A 22,822-nucleotide genomic window follows, 5' to 3' on the forward strand; every position below is an offset into this window, starting at 1 on the left:
CCATGACTCTCCGCGCCATTCGTACGTGGGCTGCGCTCACGTTGCTCGCCTGCCTGACCCTCACCGGCTGTGCCCACGTTCAACCTCCCGTGCCGCTGGACCAGCAATTCTGGGATGCCAAGGAACCGACCATCGGTGTGGCGATCACGGTCGTGCCGCCGCCGGTGCTGGCCTTGACCGGTAACCAGGGACTTCTGGACTACGCCATCAACAAGGGTGTGAACAGCAAACTCAGCGACAACGTCGAAAAATGGCAGGTGCGCGACCTCAATACGCTGCCCGACGTCATCGTCGCCAAGCTCGAGGCCAAGGGTTACAAGGTCAAGCGCATCAACGAGCCGGTGAATCTCCAGGCCTACAAGGAAAAAAGCTACCGTGAAGGCTACACCGTCCGTGACCTGACGCCGATCAAAGCCACTTACGGCGTCGACCGTCTGTTGCTGGTGAATGTCTACGCCACCGGCGCCACCCGCAGCTACTACGGCTTCGTGCCGACCAGCGTGCCGATGGCCCAGGTGGCCGGTCAGGGCATGGTGGTCGACCTCGCCGACAACCGTCTGCTGTGGTTCAAACCTTTCTCGATCGTGCAGGCAGCCCAGGGCGAGTGGGATGAGCCGACCTACACCAACCTGTCCAACGCTTTCTACCAAGCCATGGACACCAGCCGTCAGCAAATGATCACGCCGTTCGAGCAATGAAACGCTCGCTGACAATAGTCGGCGCACTGACCCTGTCAGTGCTGGCCGGCTGTGCGCAGAAACCGGCGCCTGAAAGCGGCTTTCGCTCCCAGGGCGCTGCATCCTACGTTCAGGCCCATGGGCTGAAAGTGGACATGCAGCTGCCCCAGGCGTTTGTCGGGGCGAGCACGGTGATCGATTCCGAGGCGGCGCAGAAGGCGGCATCGTCCAGTCACAACCTGGTGGCGAACTCCGGCAATACCGCGGGGTTGGCCGGGCTGCTGGTGGCGAGTCTGATCAACACCCAGATGGGCAGCGGCAGCCTGCAGCGTGATGCGGAAAAATCCGCGCAGAAGGATGCACGGCCCATGGCCGATCTGCTCGCCGCTGTGCCGTTGCAGGAGCGTCTGCAACAGCGCTACCAGCAGGCGTCGCAAGGAGCCGGGCTCAAGCAGGGGGAGGGGGCGGTCACTGCACGGCTGGTGATTGAACCCAAACTGATGCTCACCCCCGATCGCGGCAGTTTTGTCCTGGTCAATCAGGTGCAGGTCCAGGACATTGCCGGTTCGGCGCTGTACCGGATGCGCATTGAGGTGACCAGCCAGCCGATCCGTCGTTGCGGCAAACAATGCATCGACGACGGCAGCCTCGATCTGGCGAAGGTGACGGCGGTGCTCGACGAGTGCATCGACGAGTCCATGCGCGTGCTGGCCACCGACCTGATGCAACCGGCACCGCCCGAAGCGGCCCAGGAAACCTTGCGTTATGTGCTGGATGGCCAGCGCGTGGTCGAGCGGGGTTATCAGCTGGTCAACAACGGCAGTTACTCGCGTTACCGCAACCTGTATGGCGCGGTGAAGTCAGTGCCGGTGCCGTTCGAGGATGCGTTGACGCAGGCGCAATTGCAGAGGGTTTACGGGCAGTAGCGTTGCCCGTGTCCTGTAGGAGCGAGCATGCTCGCGATGGTCATCAACGATAACGTGGGCTGTCTGGATGCCCGCGGTGTCTGAGCCTCCATCGCGAGCATGCTCGCTCCTACAGGGTTCAGGGTCAGGTCTGGAAGCGCACCCACACGCTGACCAGCACCGTCGCCGCCATTAGCCACGCCACTGCAGCCACTGCCAGCGACGCCTCCAGCCGCATCCGATCGACCATCACATACAAAGTCGCCAGATAGACGAAGTAGGGAATGATCGACCACATGCCGAACAGGATGGTGGTCTTGAGGTCATCCAGCGAACGGCTTTTGCCGACGATGAAATGGGCGATAAGGGCGAAGGTCGGAAACAGCGGCACCAGGCCTGCGATGTAGTAGTTCCGGGTTTTGGCCAGGGCGGCGAGGATCACCACCACCGCCGCGCCCAGGGTTGCTTTGAGAATCAGGTCCACACAGGTCTCGCTTAATGGCTCAGGCCGTACTTTTTCACTTTGTCGAACAGGGTGGTCTTGGCCATGCCCAGCTCGTGGCTGGCCTGGGTCAGGTTGCCGCCGCTGCGCTGCAGGGCGTCGCTCAGCAAGTTACGTTCGAAGGCTTCAACTGCTTCGGCGAAAGTCAGGTCCTGAGCGCCGCCGGCGGCACCGGTTTTCTTGAACGCCGGCAGGCCGAGGGCGAATCGCTCGGCGACGTTGCGCAGTTCGCGCACGTTGCCCGGCCAGTCGTGGCTCATCAGCGTCGACAGGGTCTGGTTGTCCAGTTCCGGCGCGGCGCGGTCGAAGCGCAGGGATGACTGCTGCAAGAAGTATTCGAACAGTTGCAGGATGTCTTCGCGGCGTTCACGCAACGGCGGCAGTTCCAGGGTCACCACGTTGAGGCGGTAATACAGGTCGCTGCGGAATTCCCCGGCCTTACTCGATTCATCCAGGTCCGACTTGGTCGCGGCGATCACCCGGCAATCCACCGGCACGCTCTGGTTCGAGCCAAGGCGTTCCAGAGTGCGCTCCTGCAGCACCCGCAGCAGCTTGATCTGCAGAGGCAGTGGCATGCTTTCCACTTCGTCGAGGAACAGGGTACCGCCGTCGGCGTGCTCGATCTTGCCGATGCGCCGCTTGCCGGCGCCGGTGAAGGCGTTGGCTTCGTGACCGAAAATTTCACTTTCGAACAGGTTTTCCGGCAGGCCGCCGCAGTTCAGCGCCACGAACTGGCGGGTATGCCGGCGACTGAAGTCATGCAGACAGCGGGCGACCAGTTCCTTGCCGGTCCCGGTTTCACCTTCGATCAGTACGTTGGCCGAGGTATCGGCGACGTTGGCGATCAATTCACGCAGGTTCTGCATCGCCGGGGAACGGCCGATGATCCGGCCTTCCAGGGAATCGCGCTCGGCCAACTGCCGGCGCAACGAAGTGACTTCCCTTGCCAGGCTGCGTTGCTCCAGGGCGCGGCGGGCCACGTCCACCAGACGTTCCGGGGAGAAGGGTTTCTCCATGAAGTCGTAGGCGCCTTTCTGCATCGCGCCGACCGCCATGGAGATGTCGCCGTGCCCGGTGATCAGCACCACCGGCAGGCTGCGATCGCGAGCCTTGAGGCGGGTGAGCAATTCCAGGCCATCGATGCCCGGCAGGCGAATGTCGCTGATGACGATGCCGGCAAAGTTGTCGCCGACCCGCTCCAGGGCTTCTTCGGCGCTGCCGACACCGATGCATGGGATGTCTTCCAGGGACAGTGCCTGCTGGCAGCCGAGCAGCACGTGGGGGTCGTCTTCGACGATCAAAACACTAAGGTCGTGGTTCATATTGGCTCGGCGGGTGTGGGGCTTACCAACGGTAAACTGAGGACGAATGCGGTACCACCGCTGGCCGGGTGCTCGACGCCCAGGTGACCGCCGGTGGCGGCGGCCAGGCTCGCCGAAAGGGTCAGGCCGAGGCCCAGGCCCTGCTCGCCGGGTTTGGTGGTGAAAAACGGTTCGAACAGATGCTTGCGCGCTTCGGCGTCGATGCCATGGCCGTTGTCGCGAACCCGCAGGCGGTATTTGCCGTCGACCGCGTCACCTTCGAGCCACAACTCCGGCTGCGGCTGCGCCTGCATGGCGTCGAGGGCGTTGCCGATCAGGTTGACCAGAATCTGCTCCAGACGGGTCTGGTCGATCTGGACCTGAACGTCTTCGAAATGGCGATGAAGTTGCAGCCGGGCGTTCTCCACCCGCGAGCCGAGCAATTGCAAGGCGGCGTCCACGCCCTTGCCGAGACAGGCCTGGCCCTTGTCGTCGCCGCGCCGGGCGAAGGAACGCAGGCTGGCGGTGATCCGGCCCATGCGGTCGATCAGTTCGTTGATGGTCTTGAGGTTGGTGCTGGCCACGTCCAGCTGGCCGCGCTCGAGAAAGCGCACGGTATTTCCGGACAGCGTGCGCAGCGCCGCCAGCGGCTGGTTCAGTTCGTGGGCGATGCTGGTGGACATCTGGCCGATGGCCGCGAGCTTGCCGGCCTGCACCAGTTCATCCTGGGCGCGGCGCAAGGTCTCCTCGGCATGGCGTCGTTCGCGGATCTGACCCTTGAGCCGTTCGTTGCTGGCGCGCAGGTCGACGGTGCGTTCGGTAATCCGACGCTCCAGCTGATTGTTGGCTTGCTCCAAGGCTTCCCGGGCGGCGAGGCGGGTGGCGATCACCTTGCGCCGCTCGTTCCAGGCGATCAGCAGGAACGCCACGAGGCCAAAAGCGACGGCCACGAGAATGCCTTGGTTGATCGATTCCCGGCGCAGATCCTGGAGCGGCGTCAGCAGGGTGAAATTCCACGGGGTGTCGTTCAACTGGCGGGTTTGCGAGAGGTAACTGATGTTTTCATCGTCGGAAACAACCTCGCTGTTGGCCGGGAAGGTCAGCTTTTCCACGCCTTCGGACAGGGTTTCCCGGGCCAGCGGCTGCAACTCGGTGAGCGGGAACCAGTAGTACTGGAGGCTGCGAGCGAGCTTTTCCTTGGTCTCTTCGCTCAGTGGCACCACCGATTTGAGGCGCCGCGCAGGATCGCTGGAGAGGATGATGATGCCGTTCTCGTCGCTGACGAAGGCTTCCAGGCGCGCCCGCTGCCAGCGCTCCTCCATGGCTTCCAGGCGCACCTTGACCACGGCGACGCCGATGATCTTGCCGTGTTCTTCCAGGCCGTGGGCCAGGTAGTAGCCGGGTTCGCCATTGGTGCTGCCGATGCCGTAGAAGCGCCCCGGCTGGCCGCGAACGGCGTTCTGGAAATAGGCGCGGAAGGACAGGTCTTCACCCAGGTAACTGTCGACGTCGCGCCAGTTGCTGGTGGCCATGACACGGCCGGTGGTGTCCATCACGTAAATGGCCCGACTGCGACTGCGTCGGTTCAGGCCTTCGAGGTATTCGTTGACCGTTTGCCGGTGTTCCGGGCTCGGATCGTCCAGCAGCGTCGAGACGCTGGATTCGAGCTCCAGCAGGCTGGGCAGGTAGGTGTATTTGCTGATTTCGCTTTCGACGGCGCGGGCGTGCAACTCCAGCTGGCGCTGGCCGTTTTCGCCGAGATTGCGGATGCCGTAGTGCTCACTGACCCAGAAGCCGATGTAACCGAGTCCAATCATCATGGCGATGATCAGCGGCGGCAGGAACAGATGGCGAATCAGACGGGGTTTCACGGCGAGTGATGGTTCTAGAGCGCGATCGAGAGTGGGGTCGCATTTCATCACAGATGCCTTGGGTCAACCACAACACAAATCTCAAGACCACCACCGACCCAATGTGGGAGCGGGCTTGCTCGCGAAGGCGTAGTGTCAGTCACATCCATTTTGAATGTGCCGCCGCCTTCGCGAGCAAGCCCGCTCCCACAAGGGGATAGCGGTGTTTTCTTAGTGCTGCAAAATCTTGTTGAGGAAGTGCTGCGTACGTTCGGCACGGTGGCTGATGTCGCCGAAGAACTCTTCTTTCTTGCAGTCTTCGATGATCTGGCCCTTGTCCATGAAGATCACGCGGTCGGCCACTTTACGGGCGAAGCCCATTTCGTGGGTCACGCACATCATGGTCATGCCTTCGTGGGCCAGTTGCACCATCACGTCGAGCACTTCGTTGACCATTTCCGGGTCCAGTGCCGAGGTCGGTTCGTCGAACAGCATGACGATCGGGTCCATCGCCAGCGCACGGGCAATCGCCACACGCTGTTGCTGACCGCCGGACAGTTGTCCCGGGTGCTTGTGGGCGTGGGCCGACAGACCGACGCGCTCGAGCAGTTGCAGGCCTTTCTTGGTCGCTTCTTCCTTGCTGCGGCCCAGCACCTTGATCTGCGCGATGGTCAGGTTTTCGGTGATGGTCAGATGCGGGAACAGTTCGAAATGCTGGAACACCATGCCCACCCGCGAACGGAGCTTGGGCAGGTTGGTTTTCGGGTCGGCGATGGAGGTGCCGTCGACCACGATGTCACCTTTCTGGAACGGCTCCAGGGCGTTGACGCACTTGATCAGGGTCGATTTGCCGGAACCGGACGGCCCGCAGACCACGATCACTTCGCCTTTTTTGACCTCGGTGCTGCAATCGGTCAGCACCTGGAAGTCGCCATACCACTTGTTGATGTTCTTGATGGAGATCATACGGTGATCCTTTTTTGCAGGCGCTTGACCAACTGCGAGGCGGCAAAGCTGATGATGAAGTACACGAGCCCTGCGAAGATCAGGAACTCATTGGAGCGGCCGATGATGTCACCGCTGGCACGCGCAGAATTGAGGAAGTCCACCAGGCCGACGGCATATACCAGCGAGGTGTCCTGGAACAGGATGATGCTCTGTTGCAGCAACAGCGGGGTCATCTTGCGGAAGGCCTGGGGCAGGATGATCAGGCGCATCATCTGGCCATAGTTCATGCCCAGTGCCTGGGCGGCGCCCATCTGGCCCTTGGGAATCGACTGCACACCGGCGCGGACGATTTCGCAGAAGTAAGCCGCTTCGAACATCATGAAGGCCACGATGCACGAGGTGAACGCGCCGATCGGGGTGTCTTCGCCGGTGATCCAGCGCAGCACGAACGGTACCGCCAGGTAGAACCAGGTGATCACCAGCAGCAGCGGAATCGAACGGAAATAGTTGACGTAGGCGCCCGCCAGATTCGACAACAGTTTGTTGTGTGACAGACGGCACAGCGCCAGGATTGTGCCGAGGATGATCCCGCCGATGACGCCCATGGCCATCAGCTTGAGGGTCATGATCATGCCGTTCCACATGCCTGGCAGGGACGGGATGATGCCCGAGAAGTCGAGTTCCATCATTTACCCCCTACGGAAATCAGGCCTGGTACGGCAACTTTCTTCTCGACCATACGCATCAGCAGCATCAGGCTCATGTTCAGGGTGAAGTAGATCAGTGTGGCCAGGGTGAACGCTTCGAACAGGTTGGCCGAGAACTCGGCGGTCTGTTTGGTCTGCGCCAGCAGCTCCATCAGGCCGATCAGCGAGGCGACGGACGAGTTCTTGAAGACGTTGAGAAACTCCGAGGTGAGCGGCGGAATGATGATCCGGTAGGCCTGGGGCAGCAGCACGTTCCAGTAGATCTGCGGCAGGGTGAAACCCATGGCGCGGGCCGCGGATTCCTGACCTTTTGGCAGCGCCTGGATACCGGTACGCACCTGTTCGCAAACACGGGCGGCGGTGAACAGGCCCAGGCACACGACGACGCTGAGGAAGGCCGAGGTGGTCGGGTTCAGGTCCTGCTTGTACCACTCCTGCAGATCGGCCGGCAGCAGATCGGGCACCAGGAAGTACCAGATGAACAGTTGAACCAGCAGCGGCACGTTACGGAAGAGTTCGACGTAGCAGGTGGCGATGCCCGATACGATGCGGTTCGGCACGGTCCGCATGACGCCCAGGATCGAGCCCAGCGTCAGGGCGATGATCCAGGCCACGATGGCGATGCCGATGGTCCAGCCCAGACCGGAGATGAACCAGTCGAGATAGGTCTCGCTGCCCACGCCGGTGGACTTGAAGAACACGCCCCAGTCCCAGTTGTAATTCATTAGGGTCTCCCCTCAGATCAATCGATGTACAAGTACCCGCTTGGGGGAAACTCCGTTCCCGCCTGATCCGTTCGATCAGGCACACGCGACCAGCTCGATAGCCACCGGTTCGAGTGTTTCCATAAATGCCAGCAGGAGGTGACAACTCCTGAAAGGGCAACGGCCCCTTCAGGAGATAAGGTTAGTCAGAAATCAGGATTTCTTGTCGTCAGCCGCTTTGTCGGTCGGCGTGGCGATCAGGGCCTTGAGCTCGTTGCTCATCGGGAACTCCAGGTTCACGCCCTTAGGCGGTACTGGCTGCTGGAACCACTTGTCGTAGATCTTGTTGATCTCGCCCGATGCGTAGGTGGCCTTGATGGCGTCGTCCACGACCTTCTTGAACGGCTCGTCGCCCTTGCGAACCATGCAGCCGTAGATTTCGTAGGACTGTGGAGTACCAGTCACGGCCCAGTCGGCAGGCTTCTTGGCCTTGGCCATTTCGCCGGCCAGCAGTACGTCGTCCATCATGAAGGCCACTGCGCGGCCGCTTTCCAGCATCTGGAAGGACTCACCGTGGTCTTTGGCGGAGATGACGTTCATGCCCATCTGCTTGTCGGCATTCATCGCCTTGAGGATGCGCTCGGACGTGGTGCCGGCGGTGGTCACGACGTTCTTGCCCTTCAGGTCGTCGAAGTCCTTGTAGGCGGAGTCTTTCTTGGACAGCAGACGGGTGCCGACTTCGAAGATGCCCACGGAGAAGTCAACCTGCTGCTGACGCTCGACGTTGTTGGTGGTGGAACCGCACTCCAGGTCCACGGTGCCGTTCTGCACCAGCGGGATACGGGTTTGCGAGGTCACCAGGTTGTACTTGACCTGAAGGTTGGGCAGGTCCAGCTCTTTTTTCAGAGCTTCGACGACTTTCAGTTGCAGGTCGTGGGAGTAGCCGACCGGTTTGCCGGAAGCGTCCACGATGTAGGAGAAAGGAATGGAAGCGTCGCGATGTCCAAGGGTGATAGTGCCGGAATCTTTGATCTTCTTCAGGGTGCCGGTGAGTTCGGCGGCGAAAACTGGAGTGCTGATCAGAGCGGCAGCAATGGCTGCGCCCAGGATATGGGGAACGATGCGCATCAAATTTTCCTCGACATTGTTTTTTTTATGGAGCCAGTTCACCGGCCCTTTTGAGCATTGAATGCCTGACGGCTCCTGAAGTGTTGGCGCAACAGGCATTCGTCGAAGAAGTGTAGAGCATGACTCGTGCCAGACCAGTCGCAACTGATCAAAGCATTGATTTATAAGGGGATTAAATATTTATTGCGGTTTTTTCTGCGCTGGAGAATCCGGTTATCCGAACCGACCCGCAGGTCGCGTTCGGAAAACCGAATGGCGTTGGGGCGCAACCCGCTGTCAGGGGTATTTACGCTTGTCCGGTGCCGGCGGGAAATACTGGTATAACCAGGTTTCACTGAGGGTGCGATCGTTGGTGCGGATGAACAGGCGCAGCTCGACCGGATCGACGCTGTCGTTGGTCGGGTACCAGTCGAACAGGATGCGGAAGCCCTTGATGTCATCGAGCACCAGCACGCTGAAATCCTTGACCTCACCGTTCGAGCAGGTGACCACCGGTTCGATGCCGGCACCGGCCGGCAGGCGATCCAGGCCACCGCCGGTGAAGTCCACGGCGAAACGACGGGCCCAGACTTCCGGATAGTGTTCGCCCGGCGCCCAGCCTTCGGTGAAGCCGCCCATCCCCGAACGCGTCGCATGAACCCGCGCCAGCGGCGTGCCGACCGGCGGCAGCGCGCTCCAGTACAGCTTGTAGCCGTAGTTCAGCGAATCGCCGGCGGCCACCGGTTTTTTTGGTGTCCAGAAGGCGACGATGTTGTCCATGGTCTCGCCGGTGGTGGGGATCTCCAGCAGGTCCACCGAGCCTTCGCCCCATGCCGTCGTCGGTTCGACCCACAGGCTCGGACGGCGGCTGTACCAGTCGACGGTGTCCTGATAGCTGGCGAATTCGTGATCGGTCTGCACCAGGCCGAAGCCCTTCGGATCGTTGTCGGCGAAGGCGTTGAATTGCAGGGTGGCCGGGTTGTTCAGCGGGCGGCAGATCCACTCGCCGTTGCCGCGCCACATCGCCAGGCGATCGGAGTCGTGGATTTGCGGGTGAATGGTGTCGCACATGCGGCGCTCGTGGGTACCGCAGCTGAACATGCTGGTCATCGGCGCGATGCCCAGTTGATCGATGGCGGTCCGCGCGTTGACGTGGGCATCGACCTCCATCACCACGCGCTCGGCCTGGCAGTCGATGTCAAAGCGGTAGGCGCCGGTGGCGCTTGGCGAGTCGAGCAGGGCATAGACCACGAAGCGAGTACTGTCCTTGTCCGGGGTCTCGAACCAGAACTTGGTGAAGTCAGGGAATTCCTCGCGCTTCTTGGCGTAGGTGTCGATGGCCAGACCGCGGGCCGAGAGGCCATATTGGCCAGTGGCATCCACCGCGCGGAAGTAGCTGGCGCCTAGGAAAGACACCACGTCGTGCTTGTCCAGCTCCGGCGCCTTGAACAGCTTGAAGCCGGAGAAACCCAGGTCGCCGGTCAACTGCTTGGTGTCGACCGTGGTCTTTTCGTAGTTGAACAGCTCCGGACGGAAATGCACCTCGCGGGCCATGCGGGTCTTGGGATCGACGCTGTACATGCGCACCGGCTGCTTGAAACCCATGCCGACGTGGAAGAACTGCACGTCCAGCTGACCCTTGTTGTCTTTCCACAGCGAATGGTCGCCGTCGTAGCGGATCGCATTGAAATTCTGCGGCGTCATGGTCGCCAGGGTCGGCGGTAACACCTGCTTGGTGTCCTGGTAGCGGTTGCTGGCCAGTTGCTTGGCCTGGATCTTCAAGGCCTCGAAATCGAAGGCCTTGGCCTCGCCATCGGCCGTCCCGGGGGCAGCCCAGGCGCGGGCGGCGAGCAGGCCGGTGGCGGACAAACCGGTATAGGCCGCAATGGCCATGGAGGCTTTGAGCAAATTTCTGCGGTGCATAACTACAACCTGTCGTGAACAATCCCGCGCCGTTCCTGGCACGTACTGGATCAGAAATTACGGTTCGGACATGCCTTCGGCCAAACGCGACGGACTTTAAACAGATGCCGAATAGCTTAAACCGTTCGATTGCAGAGCAAAAATGGTTGATGGCAAGACGCTAGCGCGCGAATGAAACAAGACGTGTCCGGAAACATTTCCCACAGCCCTTTCTGATTTAGAGGGCATATCTGCTTTTTTCGTGTAATTACTCTAAAAACCGCTTTTCAGCGCCGAGATTATTTCTATTCTGTAGTCATGACCGGTTTATGCCCTTCGGGCCGGTACGGTTCAGTGGCCCATGCGGCGCTGCCGGAAGATAGATCAAGGGCGATGCGGTTTCTGAAGTTTTCTTTGACGTAGAGAGAAGGACATCGTCCATGTCGAAAGTACAAGGCATCACCGAAATGTTGGGAATCTTTCCATGCCTGGGCCTGGGTAGGCGAAGGCGCCGGCTGAACAGCGAGGAAATGAAGCTGGTGGAGCGTTACAGGGAATTGTCGGAGAGCGACCGGATTGCCATGCGGTATCTGGTGGATGCGATGAGGAGTGTTTCGCGGTTTTGAGTGGGACTGGTTAGCGTGAGAGCCATTTGGCTTTCACGGTCTCCAGAGAGGTCAACTTGCCTGCGTCAGCGTCGGCAATGCCGGCGTCGATTGCGGACAGGTAGGCCAGTTGTTCATTGTTTTGGGAGGTATGTCCCCAAGGGGGAAACTGGGAGTGTTACAACGCAGGGGCAGACGTTGCAGTCTGCCCCTTTTTGTTTTTTGTTTCAGTAGCTCGTGCCATCGGCCGTGCGAGATCCCTGTAGCAGTTGGCGAAGCCTGCGTTCTGCTGCGCAGCAGTCGTTAAATCAGCCAATGCGGTGTCTCAGGCAGACCTCGCATTCAGGTTTTGCGACTGCTTCGCAGTCGAACGCAGGCTTCGCCAGCTGCTACATGTCCTGCGGCAACTTGACTGGTCGGTATTGGGAGGGCAGGAATGCGGTATCTTTTTGTCTGAAGGAGAGATTGATCTATGACAGACACTGACAACAAGAACCCTGAAGCAGATCTTCAGGACCGTTTCGAAGCCGTGCGTGGCAAAGCCGATATCAAATGGCGCACGGATGATTTGATGGCTTTGCTGAGAGGGGATACCAGCATTTGCTTGAAGGAAGAAGATCGCCCCGGCTTCCCAGCGGACCCCGGGGCGACTCACATCAGCGACTAACCTTCCAGGCATCCCCAGCAGGTGCGGTGCCGTGGTCGTACGGCTTGGCGATCCACATGTAGAGCAGACCCAGGCCGATCACGATGACGGTGCTCAACACCATCGAGTAGTTGATGTACCACGCCGCATCCGGCGTGCGGGGCCAGGCCATGTTGATGATGGCGCCGATGCCGTAGGCCAGGGCGCCGATGTTGACTAGCCAGCCCCAGGCGCCGAGGGTGAATTTGCCGCTCGGTTTCCAGCCTTTCATGCGGGCGTAGAGGGCTGCCAGGACGATCATCTGGAACGCCAGGTAGATACCGATGGCGGCGAAGCTGACGATGGTGGCGACGGCATCCTGCAGAAAGAAGCCGAGGATGATGATCAGTGCCGGCAGGATGCCGGAGACGAACAGGGCGGCCACCGGAACCTGGGTTGTAGGAGAAATCTTCTTCAGCAGTCGGCTGCCGATGACCATTTCGTCCCGGGCGTAGGAGTACAGCAGGCGGCTCGCCGCCGCTTGCAGGCTGATGACGCAGGAGATGAAGGAAATCATCACCACGCCCATGACCATTTTCGAGCCGACCGGGCCGAAGGCGTTGCCAAGAATGGTGCCGACCGGGTCCTTGTCGGTGCCGTTGATCACCGCCTGCATGTCCGGCACGGCGAGGATCAGGGCCAGGCAGGCGAACATCGCGGCGACGCCGCCGATGTAGATGGTCATGCGCATGGCCACCGGGATTTTCTTGCTCGGGTTCGGGGTTTCTTCGGCCACGTCGCCGCAGGCTTCGAAGCCGTAGTACAGGAACATCCCCGCCAGGGACGCGGTGAGGAACGCCGGCAGGTACGAGCCATCGACGCTGATGCCGAAGGTGTCGAACAGCACGCCGATCGACTGATGACGCTCGAAGATCAGCAGGTAGACGCCGACGATCACCGCGCCAATCAGTTCGCAGAGGAAGCCGAACATGGCGATTCGCGCCAGGGTCTTGGTGCCGCTGAGATTGACCAGGGTGGCGAACAACGTCAGCACCAGGGCGATGACGATGTTGGTGTTGTTGCTCGGTTCAAAACCCAGCATGGCCGCCAGGTACGGACCTGCGCCAACCGCAACGGCGGCGATGGTCACGCACAGGGCAATGGAGTAGATCCAGCCGACCATCCATGCCCAGCGCTTGCCCACCAGACGCCGGGCCCACGGATATACGCCGCCGGAGATCGGGAACTGCGAGACCACTTCACCGAAGATCAGGCACACCAGCAACTGGCCGCAACCGACCAGCAAATAGGCCCAGAACATTGGTGGCCCGCCGGCGGCGAGGCAAAGGCCGAAGAGGGTATAAACCCCGACGACCGGGGAAAGGTAGGTGAAGCCCAGGGCGAAGTTTTCCCACAGGCTCATGCTGCGATTGAAGTTGGAGGTGTAACCCAGTTGGCGTAGTTGCTCGGCATCGCTGTCGGCAACGGCTGTCGAGAGATCGGGTGATGCACTCATGTGTGTTTTCTCCGGAAAATCGGCAGATTTCGGATGGCCGAAGCCGTGGCGGGGCTGTGAGAGCGCCGCCAGGTTCGGTGGTTATTGTTGTTTTGTTGGTTTGGAGCCTGGTGGTGCGTAGTGCCGGTTTCTGCCCTGAAACCGTGGTGAATCCCACTGTAGGAGCGAGCTTGCTCGCGAAGAACCTGAGAGCACCGCGGGGCGTCAGGAACCCCGCGTCATCGTTGACGTCCATCGCGAGCAAGCTCGCTCCTACAGGTAATGCTTTTTAGTGCTTGAACATCACATGCCGAACGACGGTGTAGTCCTCCAGCCCGTACATCGACATGTCCTTCCCATACCCGGACAGTTTCTGGCCGCCGTGCGGCATTTCACTGACCAACATGAAGTGGGTGTTGACCCAGGTGCAGCCGTACTGCAGGCGCGCCGATAGGCGATGGGCGCGGCCGACGTCGGCGGTCCAGACCGAGGACGCCAGGCCGTAGTCCGAGTCGTTGGCCCAGCCCAGAACCTGAGCCTCATCGGTGAATTTGGTCACCGAAACGACCGGGCCAAATACCTCGCGACGAACGATTTCGTCGTCCTGCTGCGCGTCCGCCAGCACGGTCGGTTCGAAGAAAAAGCCATTGCCGTCCACCGCCTTGCCGCCGGTGATCAGGCGGATGTGCGGCTGGGCCACGGCGCGCTCGACAAACCCGGCCACGCGGTCGCGGTGTTGCGCGGTGATCAGCGGACCGAGTTCGGTCGATGGATCGTCCTGTAAACCGTATTTGATGCTGCTGACCGCTGCGCCGAGCTTCTCGACGAATTTCTCGTAGATACCTTCCTGCGCGTAAATACGGCAGGCAGCGGTGCAGTCCTGGCCGGCGTTGTAGAAGCCGAAGGTGCGGATGCCTTCGACGGCGGCATCGATGTCGGCGTCGTCAAAGATGATCACCGGCGCCTTGCCGCCCAGTTCCATGTGCATGCGTTTGACGCTGTCGGCGGTGCTGGAAATGATGTTCGAGCCGGTGGCGATCGAGCCGGTCAGCGACACCATGCGCACTTTCGGGTGGGTGACCAGCGGGCTGCCGACGCTAGGACCACGGCCGAACACCAGGTTGAGTACGCCGGCCGGGAAGATTTCCGACGCCAGTTGCGCCAGACGCAGCGCGGTCAGCGGGGTCTGTTCCGATGGCTTGAGCACCACGGTATTGCCAGCGGCGAGGGCCGGGGCGATTTTCCAGGCGACCATCATCAGCGGGTAGTTCCACGGCGCGATGGAGGCGATCACGCCCACCGGATCACGACGGATCATCGAGGTGTGGCCGGGCAGGTATTCGCCACCGGCCGAACCGCTCATGCAACGGCTGGCTCCGGCGAAGAAACGGAACACGTCGGCAATTGCCGGGATCTCGTCATTCAGCGCGGCGCTGTAGGGCTTGCCGCAGTTGTCCGACTCCAGCTTGGCCAGCTCTTCGCCGTGGGCTTCGATGGCGTCGGCGAGTTTGAGCAGCAGCAGCGAACGCTCTTTGGGCGGGGTCTGCGACCAGCTGTCGAACGCAGCATCAGCGGCACGCACCGCGGCATCGACCTGGGCTTCGCTGGCTTCGTTGATTTCCACCAGCACGCGGCCCAGGGCGGGGTTGAACACCGGTTGGGCCGGGCCTTCGCCGTTGAGCAGTTGGCCGTTGATCAGGAGTTGGGTTTGCATTGGTTTTGTCCTCTTCAAATACTTTTATTTTTCTGTAGAAACCGAACCCTGTAGGAGCGAGGCTTGCCCGCGAAGAGGCCATCAAAATTCGGCATTGATGGTGGCTGACACACCGCTTTCGCGGGCAAGCCTCGCTCCTACAGGAGAGGTTGTTGTCTGTTGTTGAATTACTTCCCGCCACTCCCCGCAACGCTCTCTCCGCCACGGGTCAGGTAATAGGCGCCGAGGATCGGCAGCATGGTCACCATCATCACCAGCATCGCCACGACGTTGGTCACCGGCACATCCCGAGGGCGGCTGAGCTGGTTGAGCAGCCACAGCGGCAGGGTGCGTTCGTGGCCTGCGGTGAAGGTGGTCACGATGATTTCGTCGAACGACAGCGCAAATGCCAACATGCCGCCGGCCAGCAACGCCGAGCCCAGGTTGGGCAGGATGATGTAGCGGAAGGTCTGCCAACCGTCGGCACCGAGGTCCATCGAGGCCTCGATCAGGCTGTGGGAGGTGCGGCGCAATCGCGCAATCACGTTGTTGTAGACGATCACCACACAGAAGGTCGCGTGGCCGACGATGATGGTGAACATCCCGGGCTCGATGCCCAGCGACTTGAAGGTCGCCAGCAGCGCGATCCCGGTGATGATCCCCGGCAGGGCGATCGGCAGGATCAGCATCAGCGAGATGCCCTGCTTGCCGAAGAAGTCCCGGCGATACAGCGCCGCTGAAGCCAGGGTTCCGAGCACCAGGGCGATCAGCGTGGCAATCGAGGCGATCTGCAGCGACAGCTTGATCGCTTCCAGCACGTCGGGCCGCGAGAACGCCACGCCGATCCACTTCAGGGTGAAACCCTTGGGCGGAAAGCTGAACGCCGCGTCTTCGGTGTTGAAGGCGTACATGAAGATGATCAGGATCGGGAAGTGCAGGAAAACCAACCCGCCCCAGGCTGCGATTTTGAGGCCCCATGAAGCACGCCCTTGTGATGAAGAGTCAGAGTGCATCGAAGGCCCCCAGACGTTTGACGATGGACAGGTAAACGGCGATCAGCACGATCGGCACCAGGGTGAACGCAGCGGCCATCGGCATGTTGCCGATCGCACCTTGCTGGGCGTAAACCATGCTGCCGACGAAGTAGCCCGGCGGGCCCACCAGCTGCGGCACGATGAAATCGCCGAGGGTCAGGGAAAAGGTGAAGATCGAGCCGGCGGCAATGCCCGGTACCGAGAGCGGCAGAATCACCTGCATGAAGGTCTGGCTGGGCTTGGCGCCAAGGTCGGCGGAAGCCTGCAACAGCGACGGCGGCAGACGCTCCAGCGAGGCCTGGATCGGCAGGATCATGAACGGCAGCCAGATGTAGACGAACACCATGAACCGCCCCAGGTGCGAGGTCGACAGGGTGCTTCCGCCCACGCCCGGAATCCCCAGCACGAACTGCAACAACGGCTCCAGCCCCAGGTGCTGGACGAACCACTGCGCCACGCCGCCCTTGGCCAGCAGCAGCGTCCAGGCGTAGGCCTTGACGATGTAACTGGCCCACATCGGCATCATCACCGCGATGTAGAAAAACGCCTTGGTCTTGCCGGTGGTGTAGCGCGCCATGTAGTAGGCGATCGGGAACGCGACGATGGCGCTGGCGATCGAGACCACGATGGCCATGCTCAGGGTGCGCAGAATGATGTCGAAATTGGCGGGCTGGAACAGTGCGGCGAAGTTCGCCAGGGTCAGGTCGGGGGTGACCGCCATGGTGAAGTCGTCGAAGGTGTAGAAACCTTGCCACAGCAGGGTCAGCAACGAACCCAGGTAGATCGCGCCGAACCACAGCAGCGGCGGAATCAACAGCATCGACAGGTACAGGTTCGGCCGGCGGTACAGCAGGTTGGAAAACCTGCGCAGTGCCGAGCCTCCTGTCGTGGTTTGAGAGATAGCCATGGTGTTCATCTCAGACCCCGCTTGCCAGGGTGTCGTGCAGCGGGATCATCGCTTCGCGGGCCCAGCGCGCGGTCATGCGTTGCCCGGTCTGGTGTTGGGCGCTGGTATCGAGCCACTGGTTGTTGGCCTTGCTGATGTTCAGGGTCTGGCCGTTATCCAGTTTCAGTTCATAGCGGGTGGCGCTGCCCTGATATTGAATGTCGTGCAGCAGGCCGCTGACTTCGATTTCATGGCTGGCCAGCGGGCCCTCGGCAAACTGCACGTGTTCCGGGCGGATCGAAAACGGCTGCGGATTGCCGCTCAGCTCACGGGCCAGATCGCCACGGATCACGTTGGAGGTGCCGACGAATTCGGCGACGAAAGTGGTCGCAGGTTTCATGTACAGGTTGCGCGGCGAGTCGACCTGTTCGATGCGGCCCTTGTTGAAGACGGCCACGCGGTCGGACATCGACAGCGCTTCGGTCTGGTCGTGGGTGACGAAGATGAAGGTGATGCCGAGCTGGCGTTGCAGCTTCTTCAATTCGCTCTGCATCTGCTCGCGCAGCTTGAGGTCCAGTGCGCCGAGGGGCTCGTCGAGCAGCAGCACCCGTGGGCGGTTGACCAGGGCACGGGCCAGGGCCACGCGCTGACGCTGGCCGCCGGAGAGCTGCACCGGCTTGCGCTCGCCGTAGCCGCCGAGAGCGACCATGTCGAGGGCTTCTTCGGCGCGCTTGTTGCGTTCGCCCTTGGCCACGCCTTTGACTTTCAAACCGTAGGCGACGTTGTCGCGAACGTTCATGTGCGGGAACAGCGCGTAATCCTGGAACACGGTGTTCACGTCGCGCTGATACGGCGGCAGCCCGGCGGCTTCCTCGCCGTGAATGCGGATGGAGCCTGCGCTCGGTTGTTCGAAACCGGCGATCAGGCGCAGACAGGTGGTTTTGCCCGAGCCCGAAGGGCCCAGCATGGAGAAGAACTCGCCGTCCTGGATATCGATGGAAACCCGGTCAACGGCCTTCACTTCGCCGAACTGACGGGAAACGTTGGTGAACTGGACTGCAAGCGTCATGGTGCGGTGCTCCGGGAAAGCTGAAATCTTGAAAACATCGCGAGCAGGCTCGCTCCCACAGGTCCTGTGTGTTCTTTGTGGGAGCGAGCCTGCTCGCGATAAGGGTTTAACGACCGCCCATGATCGCGATGTAGTCCTGGGTCCAGCGGCTGTACGGCACGAACTTGCCGCCTTCGGCCTGCGGGGTTTTCCAGAAGGCGATCTTGTCGAACTGGTCGAAACCATTGGTCTTGCAGCCTTCGGCGCCGAGCAGTTCGCTCTCCTTGCACGCCGCCGGCACCGCCGGCAACGAACCGAACCAGGCGGCCACGTCGCCCTGGACCTTCGGTTGCAGCGACCAGTCCATCCACTTGTAGGCACAGTTCGGATGCTTGGCCTCGGTGTGCAACATGGTGGTGTCGGCCCAGCCGGTGGCGCCTTCTTTCGGGATGGTCGAGGCGATCGGCTGTTTCTCGTTCATCAGGCCGTTGACCTGATACGGCCAGGCGCCGGAAGCGACCACGCCTTCGTTCTTGAAGTCGCTCATCTGCACAGTGGTGTCGTGCCAGTAGCGGTGTATCAGCGGTTGCTGCGCGCGCAACAGATCGAGCACCGCCTTGTATTGCTCTTCGGTCAGCTCGTAGGGGTTTTTGATCCCCAGTTCCGGCTTGGCGGTCTTGAGGTACAGCGCCGCATCGGCGATGTAGATCGGTCCGTCATAGGCCTGCACACGGCCCTTGTTCGGTTTTCCGTCCGGCAGGTTTTCCGCGGCAAACACCACGCTCCAGCTGTCCGGCGCGGTCTTGAACACGTTGGTGTTGTACATCAGCACGTTCGGGCCCCACTGGTACGGGGTGCCGTAGGTCTGATTGTTGACCACGTACCAAGGCGCATCCTTGAGGCGCGGATCGAGGTTCTTCCAGTTCGGGATCAGCGCAGTGTTGATCGGTTGTACACGCTTGCCGACGATCAGGCGCAGGGAGGCGTCGCCGGACGCGGTGACCAGGTCGTAACCGCCCTTGGCCATCAGGCTGACCATCTCATCGGAGGTGGCGGCGGTCTTCACGTTGACCTTGCAGCCGGTTTCCTTCTCGAAACCGGTCACCCAGTCGTAGGCCTTGTCGCTTTCGCCCTGTTCGATGTAGCCGGGCCAGGCCACGATATCCAGCTGACCTTCGCCAGCGCCGACAGCCTTCAGCGGCTCGGCGGCCTGGACACTGGCACTGGCCAGCAGCGCGGTGGTGATTGCACTGAGCAGTGCGGTCTTGTGCGCGAACATGGAATTCCCTCTTCTTTAAATTATGGTCGGGGCAGTTTTTCGAACGGGGTGAAGCATGCCGTTGGCGGCTTGTTATTAGCGTAGTCAGAGATGCTGGCCATGGCGCGCCATGATGTGCCGCACCACGCTGTAGTCCTGTAACGAGTCGCTGGACAGGTCCTTGCCGTAGCCCGGGCGCTTGAGGCCGCCGTGGGGCATTTCGCTGACCAGCATGAAATGGCTGTTGATCCAGGTGCAGCCGTATTGCAGGCGCGCGGCGACCTGCATCGCCTTGTCCAGGTTCTGGGTCCAGACCGATGACGCCAGGCCGTATTCCGAATCATTGGCCCAGTCCACTGCCTGCTCCAGTTGATCGAAGCGGGTCACGGTGACCACCGGGCCGAACACTTCGCGCTGGACGATTTCGTCGCTCTGTTTGCAGCCGGCCAACAAGGTCGGCTGATAGTAGAAACCGGCACCGGAATGCACCGCCGCACCGGTGACCCGCTCGATGTGCGGTTGGCCGAGGGCGCGCTCGACGAAGCTGGCCACGCGGTCGCGCTGTCGAGTGCTGATCAGCGGACCGATTTCGTTATCGGCATCGCGCTTGCCCGCAAAACGCAGGCTGCTGACCGCCGCGCCGAGTTCTGCCACCAGGCGGTCGTGAATCCCGGCCTGGGCATAGACCCGGCAGGCCGCGGTGCAATCCTGGCCGGCGTTGTAGTAACCGTAGGTGCGCACGCCTTCGACCACCGCCTGGATGTCGGCGTCGTTGCAGACGATCACCGGGGCCTTGCCGCCCAGTTCCAGGTGCGTGCGCTTGAGGGTTTTCGAAGCGGCCTGAAGGATTTTCTGCCCGGTGACGATATCGCCGGTCAGCGACACCATGCGCACCTTGGGATGGCTGACCAGATGGCTGCCGACGCCTTCGCCACCACCGCAGACAATGTTGATCACTCCCGGCGGCAGAATCTCCGCCAGCGCCGGAGCGAGTGCGAGGATCGACAGCGGCGTGTGCTCGGACGGCTTGAACACCAGGGTGTTGCCGGCGGCCAGGGCCGGGGCGATTTTCCAGGCGGCCATCATGATCGGGTAGTTCCACGGTGCAATCGACGCGACCACGCCAATCGGATCGCGACGGACCATGCTGGTGTAGCCCGGCAGATATTCACCGCTGAGTTGGCCGGTCTGGCAACGCACGGCACCGGCGAAGAAGCGGAACACATCGACCGTGGCGCTCAGGTCGTCCTGACGCGCCAGATGCAATGGCTTGCCGCAATTCAAGGCTTCGAGGCGGGCGAGCAGGTCGGCGTTCTTTTCAATGGCGTTGGCGATGTCCAACAGCAGGTTCGAGCGCTGCTGCGGTGTGGTCCGCGACCAGCCGGCAAAGGCCTGGTGGGCGGCGAGGATGGCGGCTTCGACCTGTTCGGTGCTGGCTTCGGCGATCTGCGTCAGGACTTCGCCGGTGGCCGGGTTGATGATCGGCTCGACAAAGCCTTGCCCGCCGACCAATTCGCCATCGATCAACAGGGCGGTAAACAGCGGAGTCTGCGCGCCAGCCATTTTTCGGGATCTCTTTTCTTGTGTGGCCATGCTGCTCCCAGTGCCTGGGGCCGGCCGTCTTTATATAGATGCAGCAAGACTAGTGCGCGGACCCGAGGTCGACAAATTCTAAATACTGAAGGTGGCGTTCGATTAAATAGATGGCTTGCGTGGGCCGTGTGGCTGCTCACGTGCCACGGTCAGGAACGGGTCGACAAGGGCAGGGCGGGCGGTGCCGCGACGCCAGGCCAGGCCCACGTCCAGGGTCTGGCTCAGGTCGGCGATCGGCCGCGCTTCAATGATGTCGCCCTCCAGCGACCACGGGCGGTAGGTCATGTCAGGCTGGATCGACACCCCGAGCCCGGCGGCCACCAGGCTTCGCACCGCTTCGGTGGACGCTGTGCGCAAGGTGATGCGCGGTTGCAGGGAGGCCGCCGTCCACATGCGCTGGGCGTTGCGATCCATTTCATCGACGTTCAGTTGAATCAATGGCTCACGGGCCACGTCGGCGAGGTTGATGCTGTCGTGTTCCAGCAAAGGATGCTGGGCCGGCAGCCACAGCCGGTGAGGTGAGTGAGTCAGCACTTCAGTCTGCAAGGCGTGACGGTCTTCGAGGTTGGACAGGATCAGTACGCCGACATCGATCTCGCCGCTGACCAGCAAATGCTCGATGTAAGGGCGTTCGTCCTCCATCACGCGGATTTCGACATTGGGGTAGGCGCGCTGGAAACGGGTGAGCAGATCCGCGAGGTAGTAGCCGGCCACCAGGCTGGTCACACCGACGATCAATTGCCCGGCCACCTGATCGGTGCTCTGTTGCAGGCTGCGTTTGGCGTTGTCGACGGTGGCGAGGATCAGATGCGCCTGACGCAGGAACTGATGGCCCTGGTGAGTCAGGGTCATGCCCTTGGCGTGGCGGTTGAACAGGCCGACGCCGATTTCCTGTTCCAGTTGCTGGATCGCCAGGGTCAGGGTCGATTGGGAAATGAACGCGGTTTGCGCGGCGGCGGAGATCGAGCCGGTCTCGGCCACGGCGATGAAATGTCGGATCTGACGCAAGGTCATCATGGAAGGGTACCCGGTGGGCGGTTTTTATAGATTTGCTCGAGTGTATATCGGTTTTATAGAAAGGCAGTTGCGAGCTTCGAGCGGCGAACTGCAAGTGGGCAACATTTGGTCGCAACTCTGGCGGTGGGCGTAGGGCACTTTCGATCTAGGCTGGGGGCCTTATCAGCCGGGTAGACCCTTTTACGGAGGCGAACATGAACACCCGTGGATTGCTCGATCAACTGTTGAAATCGGGTCAGGATATGTTGCAGAACAAGGCAGGTGGTGCTCAGACCAAATCATCTGGTGGCTTGGGCGGGCTGCTTGGCGGAAATGGCGGCTCGGGCGGTATCGGGGGATTGCTCTCCGGTGCTGGCGGCGGCGCATTGGCAGCCGGCGCGATGGGGTTGCTGCTGGGAAGCAAGAAGGCGCGCAAGGTCGGTGGCAAGGTTGCGGTTTATGGCGGTCTGGCTGCGCTGGGTGTACTGGCATACAAAGCCTACGGCAATTGGCAGGCCCAGCAGGGCACAGCGCCCAAAACCGAGCCGCAGACCCTCGACCGTCTGCCCGCCGCGCAAGTCGAGCAACACAGTCAGGCGATCCTCAAGGCTCTGGTGGCGGCGGCCAAGGCGGACGGTCACATCGACGAGCGTGAGCGCGAGCTGATCGAAGGCGAGTTCATCAAGCTCGACAACGATCAGGAACTGCGCCACTGGCTGCACGCCGAACTCAACAAACCCCTGGACCCCAGCGACGTCGCCCGCGCCGCCAGCACCCCGGAAATGGCCGCCGAGATGTACATCGCCAGCGTGATGCTGGTGGATGAGGAGAGCTTCATGGAGAAGTCCTACCTCGATGAACTGGCGCGCCAGCTCAGGCTGGAGCCGGGGTTGAAGGTCGAGCTGGAGCGGCAGGTTCGGCAGGCAACCGTTTAAACCGTCAGAAGCCTTCGCGGGCAAGCCTCGCTCCTACAGGCACCACCAATC

Annotated in this window: 21 protein-coding genes and 1 pseudogene; 5 read left to right on the forward strand and 17 right to left on the reverse strand. The window is 61.4% G+C overall.

Annotation, left to right across the window (positions count from 1 at the left end; genetic code table 11):
• Positions 1-2 precede the first annotated feature (2 nt).
• Both ACW9JE_RS09575 and ACW9JE_RS09580 read left to right on the forward strand, forming a co-directional pair.
• Complete coding sequence (locus tag ACW9JE_RS09575) at positions 3-698, forward strand: hypothetical protein (RefSeq protein WP_224537188.1); 696 nt, start codon at positions 3-5, stop codon at positions 696-698.
• Complete coding sequence (locus ACW9JE_RS09580; protein ID WP_457432607.1) at positions 695-1,603, forward strand: hypothetical protein; 909 nt, start codon at positions 695-697, stop codon at positions 1,601-1,603. The genes ACW9JE_RS09575 and ACW9JE_RS09580 overlap by 4 nt, the downstream gene beginning before the upstream one ends.
• A 124-nt stretch (positions 1,604-1,727) precedes the next feature.
• On the opposite strand, the gene ACW9JE_RS09585 is transcribed toward ACW9JE_RS09580, so the two are convergent.
• The 8 genes from ACW9JE_RS09585 to ACW9JE_RS09620 all read right to left on the reverse strand — a co-directional run bounded on the left by ACW9JE_RS09585 (position 1,728) and on the right by ACW9JE_RS09620 (position 10,624).
• On the reverse strand, positions 1,728-2,057 hold the full coding sequence (locus tag ACW9JE_RS09585; RefSeq protein WP_457432615.1) for a GlpM family protein: 330 nt from the start codon (positions 2,055-2,057) through the stop codon (positions 1,728-1,730).
• Between the two features lie 20 nt (positions 2,058-2,077).
• Positions 2,078-3,406: a two-component response regulator AauR gene (gene aauR / locus ACW9JE_RS09590; protein ID WP_224537193.1), complete on the reverse strand. Its 1,329-nt coding sequence runs from the start codon at positions 3,404-3,406 to the stop codon at positions 2,078-2,080.
• Positions 3,403-5,304 carry a two-component sensor histidine kinase AauS gene (aauS, locus tag ACW9JE_RS09595; protein WP_224537195.1) on the reverse strand — a complete coding sequence of 634 codons (1,902 nt, stop codon included), beginning with the start codon at positions 5,302-5,304 and terminating at the stop codon, positions 3,403-3,405. The genes aauR and aauS overlap by 4 nt, the downstream gene beginning before the upstream one ends.
• Positions 5,305-5,466: 162 nt before the next feature.
• Positions 5,467-6,201 carry an amino acid ABC transporter ATP-binding protein gene (locus tag ACW9JE_RS09600; RefSeq protein ID WP_175375185.1) on the reverse strand — a complete coding sequence of 245 codons (735 nt, stop codon included), beginning with the start codon at positions 6,199-6,201 and terminating at the stop codon, positions 5,467-5,469.
• A complete protein-coding gene (locus ACW9JE_RS09605; RefSeq protein WP_224537218.1) occupies positions 6,198-6,869 on the reverse strand; it encodes an amino acid ABC transporter permease in 672 nt (223 codons plus the stop codon). The genes ACW9JE_RS09600 and ACW9JE_RS09605 overlap by 4 nt, the downstream gene beginning before the upstream one ends.
• On the reverse strand, positions 6,869-7,615 hold the full coding sequence (locus ACW9JE_RS09610) for an amino acid ABC transporter permease (protein ID WP_224537197.1): 747 nt from the start codon (positions 7,613-7,615) through the stop codon (positions 6,869-6,871). Before ACW9JE_RS09610 ends, ACW9JE_RS09605 begins: the two co-directional genes overlap by 1 nt.
• A gap of 192 nt (positions 7,616-7,807) precedes the next feature.
• Positions 7,808-8,722: a glutamate/aspartate ABC transporter substrate-binding protein gene (locus ACW9JE_RS09615; RefSeq protein WP_224537199.1), complete on the reverse strand. Its 915-nt coding sequence runs from the start codon at positions 8,720-8,722 to the stop codon at positions 7,808-7,810.
• A gap of 276 nt (positions 8,723-8,998) precedes the next feature.
• Positions 8,999-10,624 carry a glucan biosynthesis protein D gene (locus tag ACW9JE_RS09620; RefSeq protein WP_224537201.1) on the reverse strand — a complete coding sequence of 542 codons (1,626 nt, stop codon included), beginning with the start codon at positions 10,622-10,624 and terminating at the stop codon, positions 8,999-9,001.
• 419 nt (positions 10,625-11,043) lie between these two features.
• On the opposite strand from ACW9JE_RS09620, the gene ACW9JE_RS09625 reads away from it, so the two are divergent.
• Complete coding sequence (locus ACW9JE_RS09625) at positions 11,044-11,229, forward strand: hypothetical protein (RefSeq protein WP_175375180.1); 186 nt, start codon at positions 11,044-11,046, stop codon at positions 11,227-11,229.
• A gap of 451 nt (positions 11,230-11,680) precedes the next feature.
• On the forward strand, positions 11,681-11,875 hold the full coding sequence (locus tag ACW9JE_RS09630; RefSeq protein ID WP_224537202.1) for a hypothetical protein: 195 nt from the start codon (positions 11,681-11,683) through the stop codon (positions 11,873-11,875).
• Here the strand turns inward: ACW9JE_RS09630 and ACW9JE_RS09635 are convergent.
• The 9 genes and pseudogenes from ACW9JE_RS09635 to ACW9JE_RS09675 form a co-directional block, all read right to left on the reverse strand.
• Positions 11,865-13,349, reverse strand: a complete 1,485-nt coding sequence (locus ACW9JE_RS09635) for an APC family permease (RefSeq protein WP_457432608.1) — start codon at positions 13,347-13,349, stop codon at positions 11,865-11,867. The two genes, ACW9JE_RS09630 and ACW9JE_RS09635, sit on opposite strands and share 11 nt — an antisense overlap.
• Positions 13,350-13,503: 154 nt before the next feature.
• Positions 13,504-13,584: pseudogene (locus ACW9JE_RS09640) on the reverse strand (outer membrane lipoprotein carrier protein LolA); the annotation flags it as partial.
• A gap of 33 nt (positions 13,585-13,617) precedes the next feature.
• Positions 13,618-15,042, reverse strand: a complete 1,425-nt coding sequence (locus tag ACW9JE_RS09645) for a gamma-aminobutyraldehyde dehydrogenase (RefSeq protein WP_457432609.1) — start codon at positions 15,040-15,042, stop codon at positions 13,618-13,620.
• 167 nt (positions 15,043-15,209) lie between these two features.
• Positions 15,210-16,034: an ABC transporter permease gene (locus tag ACW9JE_RS09650; RefSeq protein ID WP_457432610.1), complete on the reverse strand. Its 825-nt coding sequence runs from the start codon at positions 16,032-16,034 to the stop codon at positions 15,210-15,212.
• A complete protein-coding gene (locus tag ACW9JE_RS09655; protein WP_224537209.1) occupies positions 16,024-16,971 on the reverse strand; it encodes an ABC transporter permease in 948 nt (315 codons plus the stop codon). The genes ACW9JE_RS09650 and ACW9JE_RS09655 overlap by 11 nt, the downstream gene beginning before the upstream one ends.
• Before the next feature lies 1 nt (position 16,972).
• Positions 16,973-18,010, reverse strand: coding sequence for an ABC transporter ATP-binding protein (locus ACW9JE_RS09660; protein ID WP_457432611.1), 1,038 nt, complete (start codon positions 18,008-18,010; stop codon positions 16,973-16,975).
• A gap of 106 nt (positions 18,011-18,116) precedes the next feature.
• Positions 18,117-19,268, reverse strand: a complete 1,152-nt coding sequence (gene ydcS / locus ACW9JE_RS09665) for a putative ABC transporter substrate-binding protein YdcS (protein ID WP_457432612.1) — start codon at positions 19,266-19,268, stop codon at positions 18,117-18,119.
• Between the two features lie 84 nt (positions 19,269-19,352).
• Complete coding sequence (locus ACW9JE_RS09670; protein ID WP_457432613.1) at positions 19,353-20,810, reverse strand: gamma-aminobutyraldehyde dehydrogenase; 1,458 nt, start codon at positions 20,808-20,810, stop codon at positions 19,353-19,355.
• A gap of 132 nt (positions 20,811-20,942) precedes the next feature.
• Complete coding sequence (locus ACW9JE_RS09675) at positions 20,943-21,857, reverse strand: LysR family transcriptional regulator (protein WP_224537216.1); 915 nt, start codon at positions 21,855-21,857, stop codon at positions 20,943-20,945.
• A 194-nt stretch (positions 21,858-22,051) separates the two neighbouring features.
• Here ACW9JE_RS09675 and ACW9JE_RS09680 point away from each other — a divergent pair, with 194 nt between their 5' ends.
• On the forward strand, positions 22,052-22,771 hold the full coding sequence (locus tag ACW9JE_RS09680) for a tellurite resistance TerB family protein (RefSeq protein ID WP_457432614.1): 720 nt from the start codon (positions 22,052-22,054) through the stop codon (positions 22,769-22,771).
• Positions 22,772-22,822 lie beyond the last annotated feature (51 nt).

The organism is Pseudomonas sp. SDO55104_S430 (genome assembly GCF_054070595.1).